The organism is Parviterribacter multiflagellatus (assembly GCF_056863265.1).
This window is the reverse complement of sequence record NZ_JBXPIZ010000002.1, coordinates 423080-438683: the sequence shown is the minus strand read 5'-3', so window position 1 is coordinate 438683 and position 15604 is coordinate 423080. Positions and strand designations below refer to the sequence as shown.

Annotated in this window: 14 protein-coding genes and 1 tRNA gene; 8 read left to right on the top strand and 7 right to left on the bottom strand. The window is 73.3% G+C overall.

The window, feature by feature from the left end; all coding sequences use genetic code 11:
- The 3 genes from AC1UE5_RS05615 to rsfS are packed head-to-tail and all read left to right on the top strand — an operon-like array spanning nt 1 to nt 2210.
- Nucleotides 1-1251, top strand: a complete 1251-nt coding sequence (locus AC1UE5_RS05615; RefSeq protein ID WP_482921097.1) for a glutamate-5-semialdehyde dehydrogenase — start codon at nt 1-3, stop codon at nt 1249-1251.
- A complete protein-coding gene (nadD, locus tag AC1UE5_RS05610; RefSeq protein WP_482921496.1) occupies nt 1252-1866 on the top strand; it encodes a nicotinate-nucleotide adenylyltransferase in 615 nt (204 codons plus the stop codon). It abuts the gene before it with no gap.
- On the top strand, nt 1863-2210 hold the full coding sequence (gene rsfS, locus AC1UE5_RS05605; protein ID WP_482921096.1) for a ribosome silencing factor: 348 nt from the start codon (nt 1863-1865) through the stop codon (nt 2208-2210). The genes nadD and rsfS overlap by 4 nt, the downstream gene beginning before the upstream one ends.
- Here the strand turns inward: rsfS and AC1UE5_RS05600 are convergent.
- The 4 genes from AC1UE5_RS05600 to AC1UE5_RS05585 form a co-directional block, all read right to left on the bottom strand.
- Nucleotides 2156-3049 carry a type IV toxin-antitoxin system AbiEi family antitoxin domain-containing protein gene (locus AC1UE5_RS05600; protein ID WP_482921095.1) on the bottom strand — a complete coding sequence of 298 codons (894 nt, stop codon included), beginning with the start codon at nt 3047-3049 and terminating at the stop codon, nt 2156-2158. The two genes, rsfS and AC1UE5_RS05600, sit on opposite strands and share 55 nt — an antisense overlap.
- Nucleotides 3050-3316: 267 nt before the next feature.
- Entirely contained in the window at nt 3317-5581 is a 2265-nt protein-coding gene (locus AC1UE5_RS05595; protein ID WP_482921094.1) for a WD40/YVTN/BNR-like repeat-containing protein, read from the bottom strand.
- 78 nt (nt 5582-5659) lie between these two features.
- Nucleotides 5660-6529 (bottom strand): ABC transporter ATP-binding protein, encoded by an 870-nt coding sequence (locus AC1UE5_RS05590; RefSeq protein WP_482921093.1) that lies wholly within the window; start codon nt 6527-6529, stop codon nt 5660-5662.
- Nucleotides 6530-6615: 86 nt separating this feature from the next.
- Nucleotides 6616-6688 (bottom strand) — tRNA-Ala (locus AC1UE5_RS05585).
- Nucleotides 6689-6776: 88 nt separating this feature from the next.
- On the opposite strand from AC1UE5_RS05585, the gene AC1UE5_RS05580 reads away from it, so the two are divergent.
- Together AC1UE5_RS05580 and AC1UE5_RS05575 are read left to right on the top strand one after the other, a co-directional pair.
- Entirely contained in the window at nt 6777-7436 is a 660-nt protein-coding gene (locus AC1UE5_RS05580; RefSeq protein ID WP_482921092.1) for an SDR family oxidoreductase, read from the top strand.
- Complete coding sequence (locus AC1UE5_RS05575) at nt 7433-8140, top strand: helix-turn-helix domain-containing protein (RefSeq protein ID WP_482921091.1); 708 nt, start codon at nt 7433-7435, stop codon at nt 8138-8140. Before AC1UE5_RS05580 ends, AC1UE5_RS05575 begins: the two co-directional genes overlap by 4 nt.
- Nucleotides 8141-8144: 4 nt before the next feature.
- On the opposite strand, the gene AC1UE5_RS05570 is transcribed toward AC1UE5_RS05575, so the two are convergent.
- Nucleotides 8145-9401, bottom strand: coding sequence for an MFS transporter (locus tag AC1UE5_RS05570; protein ID WP_482921090.1), 1257 nt, complete (start codon nt 9399-9401; stop codon nt 8145-8147).
- 264 nt (nt 9402-9665) lie between these two features.
- Between AC1UE5_RS05570 and AC1UE5_RS05565 the strand changes: the two genes are divergently transcribed.
- The gene (locus AC1UE5_RS05565) at nt 9666-11093 is read left to right on the top strand and encodes an HD-GYP domain-containing protein (protein ID WP_482921089.1); all 1428 of its coding nucleotides are present in this window, start codon (nt 9666-9668) and stop codon (nt 11091-11093) included.
- Between the two features lie 145 nt (nt 11094-11238).
- Here the strand turns inward: AC1UE5_RS05565 and AC1UE5_RS05560 are convergent, their stop codons facing one another.
- Nucleotides 11239-11871, bottom strand: a complete 633-nt coding sequence (locus tag AC1UE5_RS05560; protein ID WP_482921088.1) for a hypothetical protein — start codon at nt 11869-11871, stop codon at nt 11239-11241.
- Nucleotides 11872-11952: 81 nt separating this feature from the next.
- Between AC1UE5_RS05560 and AC1UE5_RS05555 the strand changes: the two genes are divergently transcribed.
- Both AC1UE5_RS05555 and leuS read left to right on the top strand, forming a co-directional pair.
- Nucleotides 11953-12540: a hypothetical protein gene (locus tag AC1UE5_RS05555; RefSeq protein WP_482921087.1), complete on the top strand. Its 588-nt coding sequence runs from the start codon at nt 11953-11955 to the stop codon at nt 12538-12540.
- A 156-nt stretch (nt 12541-12696) separates the two neighbouring features.
- Entirely contained in the window at nt 12697-15195 is a 2499-nt protein-coding gene (gene leuS / locus AC1UE5_RS05550) for a leucine--tRNA ligase (protein WP_482921086.1), read from the top strand.
- On the opposite strand, the gene AC1UE5_RS05545 is transcribed toward leuS, so the two are convergent.
- The gene (locus AC1UE5_RS05545; RefSeq protein ID WP_482921085.1) at nt 15192-15602 is read right to left on the bottom strand and encodes a VOC family protein; all 411 of its coding nucleotides are present in this window, start codon (nt 15600-15602) and stop codon (nt 15192-15194) included. The genes leuS and AC1UE5_RS05545 overlap by 4 nt on opposite strands.
- Nucleotides 15603-15604: the final 2 nt, after the last annotated feature.

Sequence of the window (15604 nt, the reverse complement as noted above, 5' to 3'; positions counted from 1 at the left end):
ATGGCCCTCGCGACCTCCTCCGTCACCGACCTCTGCCGGCAGGCCAAGCGGGCCGCGCGGCAGCTCGCCCAGCTCGACCGCGGCAGGAAGGACGCCGCGCTGCTGGCGATCGCCGACGCGCTGGAGGCCCGCACGCCAGAGATCCTCGAGGCCAACGCGCGCGACATGGAGGCGGGCCGGGAGAGCGGGCTGTCCGACGCGCTGCTCGACCGGCTGAAGCTCGACGAGGGCCGCGTCGCGGCGATCGCGGGGCAGGTGCGCGACATCGCGGCGCTCCCCGATCCCGTCGGCGAGGTCGTCGACGGCGGCCGCCTGTACAACGGCCTCCAGCTGCGCCGCGTCCGCTCCCCGCTCGGCGTCGTCGGCGTGGTCTACGAGGCGCGGCCGAACGTCACGATCGACGCGACCGCGCTGTGCCTGAAGTCGGGCAACGCGATCGTGCTGCGCGGCTCGTCGTCGGCGGCGCACTCCAACGCCGTGCTGGCGGGCATCGCGGCCGAGGCGTCGGGGCTGCCCGAGGGCGCGGTGACGCTCCTCGGCGGCGGCCGGGAGGAGCTCAAGGAGCTCGCGACCCAGGACGGCCTGGTCGACCTCATCATCCCGCGCGGCGGCGAGGGGCTGAAGAAGGCGCTGGAGGCGGTCGCGACCGTGCCCGTGATCTACGCGGCGTCGGGCAACTGCCACGTCTACGTCGACGCGGACGCCGACCTGGAGATGGCCGAGCGCATCATCGTCAACGCCAAGACGCAGCGGCCGGGGGTGTGCAACGCGGCGGAGACGCTGCTCGTGCACGCCGACGCGGCGCCCGCGTTCCTCGCCCGCGCGCTCCCGGCGCTGCGCGACCGCGGGGTGGAGCTGCGGCTCGACGGCCGCGCGCGCACCCTGGCCGGCGCCCCCGGCGACGGCGACGCGACCGACGAGGACTGGGACACCGAGTACCTCGCGCTCATCCTCGCGGTGAAGGTCGTGGACAGCGTGGACGAGGCGATCGAGCACATCACCGAGCACGGCTCGGGGCACTCCGAGGCGATCGTGACGTCGTCGACCCGCGCGGCGCGGGCGTTCCAGCTCGGCGTCGACGCGGCGTGCGTCTACGTCAACGCCTCCACCCGGTTCACCGACGGCGGTGAGTTCGGGATGGGCGCCGAGATCGGCAACTCGACCCAGAAGCTCCACGCGCGTGGCCCGATCGGGCTCCGCGAGCTGTGCACCGTGAAGTACATCGTCGAGGGCGACGGGCAGGTCCGCTAGCTGCCCCTGCGGATCGGGATCCTCGGCGGGTCCTTCAACCCGCCGCACCTCGGGCACCTCATCATGGGGCAGGAGGCGCTGACGCAGCTCGGGCTCGACCGGCTCGTGCTCATGCCGGCGTTCGTCCCGCCCCACAAGCTGCTGAGCGACGACCCGGGCCCCGAGGAGCGGTTCGAGCTGTGCTCGCTGGCCGTCGCGAAGGACGAGCGGTTCGCCGTCTCGCGGCTGGAGCTCGACCGCGGCGGGACGTCCTACACCGTCGATACGCTGCGCGCGATCCATGAGGGTTCACCGGGAGATGAGCTGACGTTCATCGTCGGCGGCGACGTGGCACAGGGTCTGCCCACGTGGAAGGAGCCCGAGGAGCTGCTCTCGCTCGCGACCCTGGCGGTTGCGGAGCGGGAGGGGATCAGGCGGCGGGACATCGCCGAGCGGGTGGTCGCGCTGCGGGGCGCCGACCGGCTCGTGTTCTTCGACATGCCCCGCTTCGACGTCTCGTCCTCGGCGATCCGCCGCCGCGTGCGGGAAGGCAGGCCCATCCGCTATCTCGTGCCCGACGACGTCGCTCGCGTCATCGGCGCACGGGGCTACTACCGTTCAGTGGTGAGCGCATGACTTCGGAAGAGCTGACACAGGCCATCGCGGGGTACGCCGACGACGTCAAGGCCACGGATGTGGTGGCCCTCGACGTGCGCGGGGTCCTCGACTACACGGACGCGTTCGTCATCGCCAGCGGCAACACCGACCGGCAGACGAAGGCGATCCACGACCGCATCTACGAGGGGATGAAGAAGGACCACGGGCTGCTGCCCCGGCGTGTCGAGGGCACGCAGGAGGCGAAGTGGATCCTCATGGACTACCTCGACGTGGTCGTGCACGTCTTCACGCCCGAGACGCGCGAGTTCTACGCGCTCGAGCGCCTCTGGGGCGAAGTCCCCGCCAAGGCCCTCACGGCCTGAGCGACCACCTGCTCCGGCCGCCCGTCCACCTGGACGTCGGTGAACCGGAGCGGTTCGAACCCCGCGTCGCGCAGCGCGGCGTCCTTCGCGCGATCGGTGAGGACCTTCGCCGCGTGGGTCCCGAGCGTGTCGAGCTCGACGGCGACCCGCTCGTCTCGCCACAGCGCGTCGACCTCGTAGCCGGCGACGCGCGCGTTCGTCTCGGGCGTCGGGAGCCCGGCGCGCTTGATGAGCGCGAGGAACCGCCGCTCGACGTTCGACCGCGTCACCCCGCGACCCTCCAGCACGGCCCGCAGCCGCGCGGCCCCGCGGACGTTCGCCGGCACGACCAGCTCGCCCGGCCGGAGGAGTCCGCGCGCGTAGGCGGTGTCCACCGCCTTCGCCAGCTCCACCGGGCCGGCGGTGGCAGCGAGGTCGAGGATCGTGCGCCGCGGCGCCGTCATCCGCAGCCCATCGCGGATCACGACGTCGCCGCGCCCGAGCGCGCCGTGGTGCGTGCGGATGCCGGCGATCCGCACCCGGCGCCCCGGCGGGACGATCACGTCGACGGGCGCGTCGGCGCGCGCCGGGAGCAGCGCTGCGCCCACGACCGCCGAGCGGTGGCCCAGCGCCGACCCCGGTCCGCACGCGAGCAGCGCCGCCGCCTCCCGCGCGAGCGGCGCCCGCGGCACGTAGCCCACCGCGTACACCCCGCGGTGGACCCTGTGCAGCTCCTCCTTCGCGACCTTCCTACGGATCGCAGCCTCGCTCAGACCCGCCGCGAGCAGCTGCGCAGTGGTCACGAACCCGCGCTGACGCGCCGCCAACCGCGCGAGGTTCGCGCCGACGGTTTCTGTCATCTCGGGCTCCCCGGCGGCGCGAGATGACGCTGACCGTCGCTGGGCGACGGTGGGTGACATCTCGGCGTGAGGGCCGCGGCGAGATGACGGTTTCCGTCGGGGGTGGGCATGCGCCCGATCCTGCCTGGCGCCGGCGCGACCGCGGGGCGGCGCGGGCCGGTTGGCGCAGGTCCTCCGCACCCGCGTGGCAGATCGCGCGCCTTCCGTGACGCATCGCGGCCCGCCGCGCCCCAGACGACGGGGCGCGGCGGGGGAGCGAGGTGTCGCCTAGCGGCGGACGGTGACCACCAGCGGGCGGGAGCCCGCGCCCTGGCGGCCCGAGTCGCCCGCCCAGCGGGCGACGAACTGCGTGGTCCGCGAGAGGCCGCGGAAGGTCGCCGTGAAGCGGCCGCCGTTGGCGCCCGCGGTGACGACCTGCTCGTTCCAGGCGGTCGAGCCGTCCTGGCGGGCGGAGACGACGATGCGCTCGCCGCCCGAGGCGCCCGCGAGCTGGCCGTTGACCGTCACGCGGCCGTTGGCGCGGCGGAGCGCGCGGCGGGTCAGCGTGCGGTCTGCGGTGGTCAGCGTCGCCAGGCGCGACGCGCTGCCCTGGTCGCCGCCGGTCGCCGTCGTGAACAGCGAGCGGAAGACGTTCGGGCCCGCCGCCGGGGTCGACGTCAGCGCGTAGGACTTCGTCGAGGACGGCGAGATGACGCCCTCGGTGCCCGGGAACTGGCCGGTCGCGATGCGCTGCGGCCGCCAGGTCGCGCCGCCGTCGCTGGTGCGCAGGACGTACGAGGCGCCCTCCTCGGCCGGGTACGCGCTCAGCGTCAGGTAGCCGCCGGTCGCGCTCCCGAACGCCAGCGCCAGGCCCGAATCGGTGCCGACGCCGGGCAGCTCGCGCCAGCGCCGCCCGGCGTTCTGGGTCCGCCACACGCGCCCGTTGACGTCCAGCGCGTAGCCGTTCGTCGCGCTCGTCATCTCGAGGTCCTGCAGGCGCAGCGCGCGGAACTTGCGCTTCACCGTCCGGCCGGGCCCACGCACCGCGCGCCAGGTCCGGCCGCGGTCCGTCGACCGCGCGATCGCCGTCGAGCCGTACGCGAACACCGCGCTGCCCGCCCGGTCGAACTTGTCGACCGCGGCGCGCCGCACGGCGCGGGAGTCCACGAGGTCGAAGGCGCCGCCGCCGTCGGCCCGCCGCACGCCGCGCGGGCCCGCGAGCAGGACGGCGTCACCGGACGTGATCACCGCGCGCGGGGGCGAGGTCGTCCCCGGGTCGATGGGCGACCACGAGCCGCCGCCGTTGGCCGTCCGGAACAGGCCGCCGCGCTGGTCGAGCGCGTAGCCGTTGTCGAGCGAGGTGAACGACGCGTCGACGATGTTCGTGGACGTCGCGACGTTGATCGCCCGCCAGGTGGTGCCGCCGTCGGTCGTCCGCGCGAGCTGGCCGCGCGCGCCGAGCGCGAACGCCACGCCCGGCCCGGTGCCGAGCCGCAGCCCGAACTCGAACGAGCCCGCGATGTCGCCGCCGACGGGCGCGAAGTTCTTCCCGCCGTCGTCGGACACGACCGTCGCGCCGCCGACGCCCGCGGCGACCGCCCGCGACCCCGTCGCCAGCCCGGCGGCGAAGATCTTCTGCGTCGAGGGCACGACCCCCGCCGCGGTGCCGCCGCCGTTCTCCGAGCGCAGCAGCTGGTCACCGCTGTTGATCGACATCAGGCACAGCTCGCCGGCGCAGGCGATGCCGGTGATGTGCTGGCCGGAGCCCGCCCCGCGGCGCACCCAGGTCTGCCCGCCGTCGGTCGTCTGGAGCAGCGTGTCCGGCCCGAACGCGTACGCGGTCGTCGCGCTCAGCACGCGGATCCGCTGCACGGAGCCGGTCTGCACGTCCGGCTCGGGCGTCCACGACGCGCCGCCGTCGGTGGTGCGGAACGCGGTGTTCGTGTTCGCCAGGAACACGACGCCCTCGTTGGCGTTCACGAAGAAGGAGTCGGCCGGGACGCCGGAGCCGCCGCCCGCGCCCGCGGCGGTGCCGGGGATCGCGGTGACGCGCGCGACCGTCTCGCCGCCGTCGGTCGTCCGGTAGACGTTGCCCTCGCGGGTGAGCAGGTAGCCCGTGTTCGCGTCGACGAACTGCGTCGCCGCGATCTTCTCGGGGCAGCCGATCTCGTTCAGCACGAAAACCTTGGCGAACGTCCGGCCGCCGTCGGCCGAGCGCCGCACGACGCAGCCGTCGCCGCCGAGGATCGTCACGACCTCCGGCGTCACCGCCTGGACGCGGGTGAGATCCTGCGAGGTGCCGGTCGCCAGGCCGGTCCAGGTCGCGCCGCCGTCGTTCGTGCGCAGCGCGGTGCCGTCGTCGCCGATCGCGTAGCCGACGCCGCCGTTGAAGTCCATCGCCCGGATCGTGTTGCCCTGCGGGGTCGGGTTCCCCCACTGCCAGCCGGACTGGCTGACGTTGACTGCCGCCTGCGCGGACGTGGCCGCAACCAGCGCGGCGGCCGCGCTCAGCAGCGCGGCGAGGCTCCTTCGTGTCACGTCGATCGCTCCCATCGTCAGGTGTACGGCGCGTCAACGGACGATGGACGCGAAGGTTCCGCGAAACAGCGAGGACTTCTCTCGCGGAACCTCTCAGGCGTGGGGAGCGACCGCCGCGGCGGCCTGGGCGGCCGCCGCGCGCGAGGCGCGCGCGCCCGGGACGACGAGCGGCGTGCCCGTCTCCGGGTCGTCGATGACCCGGCAGGAGAGCCCGAAGACCTGCTCGACCATCGCCGCGTCGACGATGCCCGACGGCGCGCCCTCGGCGACGATGCGCCCCCGCGACATCGCGATCAGGTGCGTCGCGTAGCGGCAGGCGTGGTTGAGGTCGTGGAGGACGGCCACGAGCGTGCGGCCCTCGCGCTCGTGCAGCTCGGCGCAGAGGTCGAGGACCTCGATCTGGTGGGCGATGTCGAGGAACGTCGTGGGCTCGTCGAGCAGCAGGATCGGCGTCTGCTGCGCGAGCGCCATCGCCAGCCACACGCGCTGGCGCTGGCCGCCGGACAGCTCGTCCACGGCGCGGTCGGCCAGCTCGTCGACGCCGGTGGCGCGCATCGCGCCCAAGACCTCGCGCTCGTCGTCCTTGGACCACTGCCGCAGCAGCCCCTGGTGCGGGTAGCGGCCGCGTGCGACGAGGTCGGCGACCGTGATCGCGTCCGGCGCGACGGGCGACTGGGGGAGGAGCCCGAGCCGGCGGGCGACCTGCTTGGACGGCAGCGCGTCGATCGCCTTGCCGTCCAGGACGACCTGGCCCTCCTTGGGCTTGAGCATCCGCGCGAGGGAGCGCAGCAGCGTGGACTTGCCGCACGCGTTCGGCCCGACGATGACGGTGAACGACCCGTCGGGGATCTCGACGTCGAGGCCCTCGCTGATGACGCGCGAGTCGTACGCGAGGGTGAGCCGGTCGCCGTGGAGGCGCGCGCGGCCGTTGCCGTTGCCGTTGCCGTTCAGGGCAGCGTCCATGTGTTCGGTCACCCTAACAGCGTGTCGCCGCGAACCGCGCCGACAACGCGGAAGACCCCGCAGTTGCGGGGCCTTCCGTGTGACAGTGGAGCTAGCCGGGCTCGAACCGGCGACCTTCTGGCTGCCAGCCAGACGCTCTCCCAGCTGAGCTATAGCCCCAGGTCGAGACGTAGTGTAACGACCTCCCGTTCGTCGGTCGTACGACCTGCATCTTGAGGCTCGGGCGCGCGCTGTCATGCTCCCCGGCATGGACGTCGTCATCGCCGGAGGGCACGGCCAGATCGCCCGTCGCCTGACCCGCCTGCTCGCCGCCCGCGGCGACCGGGTGCGCGGGATCATCCGCAACCCCGACCACGCCGCCGACCTCGAGGCGGACGGGGCGGAGCCGGTCGTGCTCGACCTCGAGCAGGACGTGGACGTCGCGAGCGCGATCGCCGGCGCCGACGCCGTGGTGTTCGCCGCGGGCGCCGGCCCGGGCAGCGGAGCGGCGCGCAAGGAGACCGTCGACCTGGGCGCGGCGGTCAAGCTCATCGACGCCGCGAAGGCCGCGGGCGTCAGGCGCTACGTCATGGTCGGCTCGATCGGCGCGCACGACCCCGCCTCCGCGGGCGACGGGCCGATGCGCCCGTACCTGGAGGCCAAGGCGAAGGCCGACGAGGCGCTCCAGGCCAGCGGCCTCGACTACACGATCATCCGTCCCGGCTCGCTCTCCAACGACCCCGGCACCGGCAGGGTCGACCTCTCCACGGAGCTCGGCCGCCGCGGCCCGATCACCCGCGACGACGTCGCGCAGCTCCTCGCGGGCATCCTCACCACGCCCGAGACGATCGGGCTCACGTTCGAGGCGTTCGGCGGGGAGCAGGAGATCGACCTGGCCCTGCGCGCGCTGGCGCGGGAGAACGCGTGAGCGCCTCCCGCGCCGCGGACGCGGAGGAGATCCCGGGGGAGGAGGAGCTCGATCCCGGCTTCGAGCCCGCGTCGGGGCTCGACTTCTTCGCGGACGCCGAGCGCCTGCGCCCGCTCACCCACCCGCTGCGGATGAGCGTCTACCTGGAGGCGATCCTCGAGCCGGTGAGCGCCAAGGAGCTGGCCGAGCGGTTCGAGCAGCCGCTCCCGCGCATGAGCTACCACGTGCGGACGCTCGCGGACGCGGGGCTCCTCAAGCCGGTCCGCCGCACCCGCCGGCGCGGCGCGATCGAGACGCACTACCGCGCCATCGCGCGCATCGAGATCGACGACGCGACGTTCTTCGGGGCCGACGAGACGTTCCGCGTCGCGTTCATGACCGAGGCGGTCGCGCGCATCGCGCTGGACCAGCAGCGGACGCTCGAGCGCGAGGGCGTCGCCCGTGAGGGGCTCGCGCTCGCCCGCGCGCACCTGTCGCTGGACGCGGAGGGCCGGCGCGAGGTGGGGGATGCGCTGCTCGCGCTCTACGACCGCCTGCAGGAGATCCAGGACGCGTCGGACGAGCGGGTCGCGCAGGCCGGCGGCGAGGACCCGCAGCCGGCGAACGTCGTGCTCGCCAGCTATCCCGGCGAGCGGCGCGCGGGCGCGAACGGCCCGCTCCTGTACTGGCCGGGGATCGACCGGCCGATGATCCCCGAGCAGTGAGGGGCTAGGCGGTCTCGGCCGCGGGCTCGGCGGCGGTCGCCGGGGCCGCGTCCTTGACGCCCATCGCCCGCAGCGCGGCCGGGCCGAGCGCGAGCGCGCCGCCGATCACCACGAGCAGCACGCCGGCGCCGGAGACGACGAGCGCCACGCGCGGGTCGAAGATCGAGGCGACCGCGCCACCGAGCAGGAAGCCGAGGCCGGGCGCCCCGGTCACGAGCGCCTCCATCAGGCCCGCGATGCGGGACTGGAAGCGTTCCTCGGTCGCCTCCTGCACCGCGGTGACGACCGCGACCCACTGCATGCCGTTGCCGATGCCGCCGAGGCACGCCGCGGTGCACGCGAGCGCGAGGACGGGGGAGGCCGCCATGCCGAGGTACGCGATGCCCTGCACGCCCGTGCCGAGCGCGACGAGGACGAGGATCGGCCGCTCCCGCTCCCGCGCGAAGAGCAGCGAGCCGAGCACCATGCCGACGCCCCAGGAGGCGAGCAGCACGCCGTAGCCGACGTCGCCGGCGTCGAGCGACTCCTTCGCGTAGACGACCTCGATCGGCGGGATCATCATCAGCAGCACGATCGCGACCGCCTGGCCGCCGAGCATCGTGCGCAGGAAGCGGTGGCCCTTGACGTACGCGAGGCCCTCGCGGAGCTTCTCGGCCCACGGGGCGGGCTCGGGCTCGCCGGCGGGCAGGTCGCGCGCGCCCATGATCGCGACCGACTGGGCGAGGAACAGCGCGGCGGCGACCGCGAGCACCGCTCCCTCCCCGGCCACCGCGACGAGCACGCCCGCGAGCACCGGCGCGCCCGCGTTCATCGACGAGAAGGAGAAGTTCATCGTCGCGTTGCCTTCGCGCAGCAGACCCTTGGGCTCCATCAGCGCGACCGTCGCCGAGCGCGTCATCGCGCGGGCGGTGGCTGCGACCGTGCCGTCCGCGCACGCGAGCACGAGGACGAGCGGGAGGACGAACTCGACGGTGCTCAACGCGAGGCCGGCGAGCAGGATCGCCTCGAGGACGTAGAGCGACGCGAGCGTGCGCGCCGTGGGCAGCGACTCGAGGCGCGTCGCGAGCGCCGGGACGATGAACGCGGGCAGGAACCGGTTGACGACGAACAGGGCGGTCGTGCCGAGCGCGTCCTCGGTCGCCGCGTAGACGAGGACGGCGAGGGCGATGCTGGCGCACCAGTCCGCGAGCTCGTTGAGCGCGTACGTCACAGCCAGCCGCGCGAAGCTCGGGACCTTCAGGGCACGCAGGATCTCTTGCATCGGACCTCGTATCGGCTCCGCAGACAAGGGACTTGAGGTCCAAACGGAGTCGAACGTTCGTCCAGGTCCTTGAGAACCGCTCAAGTCTCCCTCAATCTCCCTTCCAGCGGTCGTACTGATCTACGGGAGGGAGGGCTTCAAATGGCTTCCCGCATCAAGTGATTCAGGTGGAACGGCGGCGTCTCTGGACGCCGCCGTTTCGCGTTCCTGGGCCGATTCGCCCGGTGATTTCAGGTTTTCTGACGCGCGGCCGATAGAGGGGGCGTGCGGACCAGGGAGTCGCTCACTTCCGCTGTCGCCGTCGCGATCCTGATCGCGGCGGCTGGCGCGTGGGCACTCCTGGCGGACATCGGCTCGTGGGATCCGGCACTCCTGGGTGTCCTCTTCGTCCTCGTCGTGGGGGCGGATCTGATCGAGATCGAGTTCAAGCGCATCTCGCTGAGCGGCTCGTTCCTGGGGCTCGTCGTCGCGATGGCGCTGCTCGGGCCGGTGCAGGCGGCGGTGCTCGGGTTCACCGGCACGCTGCTCTGGACGCTCCGGTACCGGCCGCGCCTCTGGGGCGGGCTGGTGAACCTGGCGAACTTCGCGACGTTCCCGCTCGTCGGCGGCCTCGTGATGCACGAGGTCGCGCGGTGGCTGGACGCCGAGCCGACCGACTTCGCGTACGTCGCCGTGGTGATCGCGGGCTTCGCGGTCGCGCACGTGGTGAACACGTTCGTGACGCTGATCGGCGTCCGGTTCGTCGACGGCATCTCGATGCGCGAGCGCATCCGCACCGTGTACGTGCCGCTGCTGCCGTCCGACGCGGCGATGGTGCTCCTCGCCTCCGGCATCGTCTACGCGGAGGCGAACCTCGGCCCGGTGTCGCTCGCGATGCTCGTGGCGCTCTTCTTCCTCTACCTGTACCTCTACCGCGAGCTGATCGTCTCGCAGCAGCGGGCCGAGGAGCTCCAGACGCGGATGCAGCAGCTCGCCTCGCTCCAGGTGGGCGTCCTGACGGCGATGCTGCGGACGCTGTCGATGCGCGACCAGATGACGGCGCGCCACTCCGCCGCCGTCGCGCGCTACGCGCGGGCCATCGCGCGCGCGGCCGGGTGCACGCCCGAGGAGCAGGACCTCGCGCACACCGCCGGCCTGCTGCACGACATCGGCAAGTTCATCCTCCCCGACCACATCCTCCTCGCCGACACGAAGCTCGACGAGGAGGACTGGCAGCTCATCCGCATGCACCCGTACCAGGGCGCGAAGGTCGTCCGCGAGGTCGAGGGCTACGGCCCGGTCGCGGACATCATCTGGTGCCACCACGAGCGGATCGACGGCCGCGGCTACCCGCGCGGCCTCAGCGGCGACCAGATCCCGCTGATCTCGCGGATGATCTCGATCGCGGACACCTACGACGTGATGACGTCCCGCGACTCGTACCGCAACCCGGTGTCCTCGGCCGATGCGATCGCGGAGCTGCGCCGTGTGTCGGGCGCGCAGCTCGACGGGGAGCTCGTGGAGGTCTTCGTGCGCGTGCTGGCCGAGGAGGACCTCGCGTTCCAGCACACCGACGACACCGACTTCGAGACCGAGCTCGCCTTCGAGCGCCGTGTCCGCGACTACGCCGCCGGCGGCCCCGCGGACGAGCCGGCACCCGCGCCCGTCGCGGAGCTCCCCGCTGCGGAGCCGGCGCAGCCCGCCGCCGCCTGACCCCGCGCCGACGGCGCTGCGCAGCCCCGCTCTTCCTCCCAACGTCAGCGGTCCGCGCGCCGCTGGGAGGCTTGACCGCGCTGGAGCCGCACAGTCCTCCCACCGTCGTCGCGCTCGGGACGATGGGAGCGTCGGCGGGGTTCCGCTACCGGCGGCCCGGGTGGAACTCGGGGACGTCGAGGTCGTCGTCGCGGAACGGGCTCCCGCCGCCGCGCCGCGCCCCGCCGCGGCTGGTGGAGCCGCCCGGGGGCTCGACCTGATCCAGCCGCGCGGTCATCTCCGCGTGCGCGAGCCGGATGTCGCGCAGGAGCAGCTCCGCGTTCGCGCGGAGCGAGTCGGAGAGGTCGCGGAGGTTGCCGCTCAGCTCGCCGCCCTCGCGGGTCACCTCGCGCGCTGCGGTGCGCGCATCGCCGACGACCGCCCGCGCCTCGTCGCGCGCCTCCTCGAGCCGCGCCGCCGCTTCGCGCTGCGCTGCCGCGGTCTCCTCCGCGGCGGTGGTGCGCGCGTGGGTCAGCACCCGGTCGGCCTCGGCCCGCGCCTCGGTCAGCACCCGCTCCGCCTCGGCCCGCGCCTCACCGAGCACCTGCTCGGCCTCGGCCCGCGCGGCCGCCAGCAGCTCACCCGCCTCGGCCTCCGCGGCCGCGACCCGGTTGGCCGCCGCGCGGTCGCCCTCGGCGATCCGCTCTCGCATCCGCGCCTCGGCGTCCGCGCGGAGCTGCGCGGCGGCCTGCTCGGCCACCGCGACGATCTCGGCCACGCGCTGGGACGCGTCGGGCATCCGGCAAGCGTACGTGGCACCGGAAGCTGGGTCCGCACGAACGCTGTCACGATCGCGGACCGCGGGCAGGGAACCTCACGCATGGCGCCGCTCCGCCTCCTCCTCATCGCCGTCGCGTCCGTCGTGATCGGCGCCACCATCGCCGCCCATCCGGCACCCGCCGACGACGTGTGCGCGGCGTTCGGCACCCGCGAGGCCATTGCGTGGACGACGGAGCTTCGGACCTGGCCCTACGGCCGGGCCTGCGAGTACTCCGACGGCACGTCGCAGTTCCTCGGGACGTCGGCGGCGGAGACCCTCCTCGTCACGGCCGCGGTGCTCGCGCTCCTCCTGGTCGCCGCCCGCCGCTGGCCGGCGCCGGCGAGCCGCGCTCTCGCCTCGTCCCTCGCGCTCCTCGGCCTGATCGGCCTCTTCGCGCACGCGCTCGGGTACCCGGGGCTTCCGGTCCTCGTGGCGATGTTCGCGTGGCCGCTCGCCTTCGCGGTGCAGCGCGAAGGGTTCCCCAGCCTCGTCGTGACGGCGTGCGTCGTGCCGGTGTGGCTGGCCTTCGACCTCGCGGGGTTCGACTGGATCGGCATCCCGCTCGCGGTCGCCCTCGCCACGCTCACCGCCCCGCGCGTCAGCGCCTGGGCAGCAGGTCTCGCGGCGACGCCCGCACCGCGTCGTTGAGCTCGTCCGCCTGCTCCACGGAGGACATGACCCGCACCCGGCGCGACGCAGGCGGGCCAGGTGGTTCCGGAACGCGCGCGCGGCGCGCTCGGGCAGTCGGGCCGGACGCATCTCGTGAGCCGGCTCCGCGCGGCGCGAAACTATCCTCTCGGGGCAATGGCCGAGCACCGGTATGACCCGCAGGAGATCGAGCCCCGCTGGCAGCGGGTGTGGGAGGACGAGCAGACGTGGCACGTCGGCAACGACGAGGCCCTCGGGCAGAACGCGTCCTACGTGCTCGAGATGCTCCCGTACCCGAGCGGGCAGCCGCACATCGGCCACCTGAAGGTCTACTCCGTCGGCGACGCCGTCGCGCACTTCCACCGCCGCACCGGCCGCCGGGTCCTGCACCCGATGGGCTACGACGCGTTCGGCCTGCCCGCCGAGAACAACGCGATCAAGACCGGCCAGCACCCGCGGGAGTCGACCGCGGAGTCGATCGCCGAGTTCCAGCGCCAGTTCCGCCGCTGGGGCATCTCGATCGACTGGTCGCGCGAGTTCGGCACGCACGAGCCCGCGTACTACCGGTGGACGCAGTGGATCTTCCTCAAGCTGTACGAGGCTGGCCTGGCCTACAAGAAGGAGGCCGCGGTCAAGTGGTGTCCGAACGACCAGACCGTGCTCGCCAACGAGCAGGTCGTCGACGGACGCTGCGAGCGGTGCGGCTGGGAGGTCGAGGTCCGGCAGCTCGAGCAGTGGTTCTTCCGCATCACGGACTACGCCGAGCGCCTGCTCAACGACCTCGACACCATCGAGTGGCCCGAGCACGTCAAGACGATGCAGCGCAACTGGATCGGCCGCTCGGAGGGCGCCGAGGTCACGTTCCGCTGCGAGGAGCTCGGGATCGACTACCCGGTCTTCACCACGCGCCCGGACACGCTGTTCGGCGCGACGTTCTTCGTGATGGCGCCCGAGCACCCCGACGTCCTGCGTCTGGCGGAGGGGACCGAGCACTACGAGGCCGTCCGCGACTACGTCAACCACACGGCTGGCGAGACGAACGAGGAGCGCGGCGACGCCGACCGCGAGAAGACCGGCGTGCCGCTGGGCCGCACGGTCACCAACCCGGTCACCGGCGAGCAGCTGCCGATGTACGTCACCGACTACGTGCTCGTCGAGTACGGCACCGGCGCCGTCATGGGCGTCCCGGGCCACGACCAGCGCGACTTCGACTTCGCGACGAAGTTCGGCCTGCCGATCCGCCAGGTCGTCGCGCCGCCGGAGGGCGCGGGGGACCCGGACGAGGTCTTCGCGGACGGGGCGTTCGTCTCGCACACCGAGGGCGAGGTGCTCGTCAACTCCGGCGAGTTCACCGGCATGCTGGCGACCGAGGGCAAGGAGGCGATCGTCGCCTGGCTCGACCGGGAGGGCAAGGGCCACTCCACCGTGCAGTACCGCCTGCGCGACTGGCTGCTCTCCCGCCAGCGCTACTGGGGCTGCCCGATCCCGATGGTGACCTGCCCCGAGCACGGCCTGCTACCGGTGCCCGAGGATCAGCTCCCGGTCGTCCTGCCGGACATCACCGACTACAAGCCCAAGGGCAGGTCGCCGCTGGCGGCGGCCGAGGACTGGGTCAACACGACATGCCCGCAGTGCGGCGGGCCGGCCAAGCGCGAGACGGACACGATGGACACGTTCGTCGACTCGTCCTGGTACTTCCTGCGCTACACCGACGCGCACAACGACCGCGCGCCGTGGGACCGCGACGTGGTCGACCACTGGATGCCGGTCGACCAGTACATCGGCGGCGTCGAGCACGCGATCCTGCACCTGCTGTACGCGCGGTTCTTCACGAAGGCGCTGGCGGATCTCGGCCTGGTCGGCTTCCAGGAGCCGTTCGCCAAGCTCTTCACGCAGGGGATGATCACGCGCGACGGCGCGAAGATGTCGAAGTCGAAGGGGAACGTGGTGTCCCCGCTGGAGCTGGTCGAGCAGTTCGGCGCCGATACCGTCCGCTGCTACATCCTCTTCATCGGCCCGCCGGACCGCGACGCGGACTGGTCGGACAGCGGTGTCGAGGGCATGCACCGCTTCCTGTCGCGCCTGTGGCGGCTGTCGGCCGAGGCGGCGGAGACGCTGCCCGGCGAGCCGGCGCCGGTCGAGCTGGGCGCGGGCAACGCGGACGACGACCGCATCCTGCGCAAGGTCCACTGGGCCATCGAGAAGGTCTCCGGCGACCTCGGCGGCGGCTCGTTCTCGTTCAACACCGCGATCGCCGCGGTGATGGAGCTCGTGAACGAGCTGGGCGTCGAGAAGCGGGGCGCCGCGTCCGCGGGCTCCGTGCGCTTCGCGCTCTCGATGGCGGCGTCGCTGATCTTCCCGTTCGCGCCGCACGTCGGCGCCGACGCCTACGCCCGCCTGCGCGGCGGCGCGCGGGTGTGGGAGGAGCCGTGGCCCGAGGCCGACACCACGTTCCTCGAGCAGGACACGTTCGAGCTCGTCGTGCAGGTCAACGGCAAGGTCCGCGACCGCGTCCCGGCCCCCGCCGACGCCGGCAAGGACCAGCTCCTCGACCTCGCCCGCGGGCTGTCGAACGTGCAGGCGCACGTCGACGGCAAGCAGGTCGTCAAGGAGATCGTGGTGCCGGGCAAGCTCGTCAACCTCGTCGTCCGCTAGGACACGGGCGTGTTCGCGGCCTCCGGGTCGGCGAGCGCGCCCGCGTAGGTCCCGATCGCCCAGACGTTGCCCTCGGGGTCGGTGACGCGGCAGTCGCGCGAGCCGTAGACGAGGTCGACCGGCTCCGTGACGTCGGCGCCGGCGGCCTTCGCGCGCTCGTACAGCGCGTCGGTGTCGTCGACCACGACGTACACGACGGCCTGCCCGGGCGGGGTCGCGAGCCCGTCCTCGCGGACGCTGCCGGCCATCACGAGGCTCTCGCCGATCCGGATCTCGGCGTGGACCACGTTGCCGGCGTCGTCCTCGTGGACGGTGATGGGCTCGGCGGCCAGGGCACGCTCGAGCCAGTCGATCTGCGCCTTCGCGTCGCGGAACGCGAGACAGGGGAAGACGGTCTGCTTGCTCATGG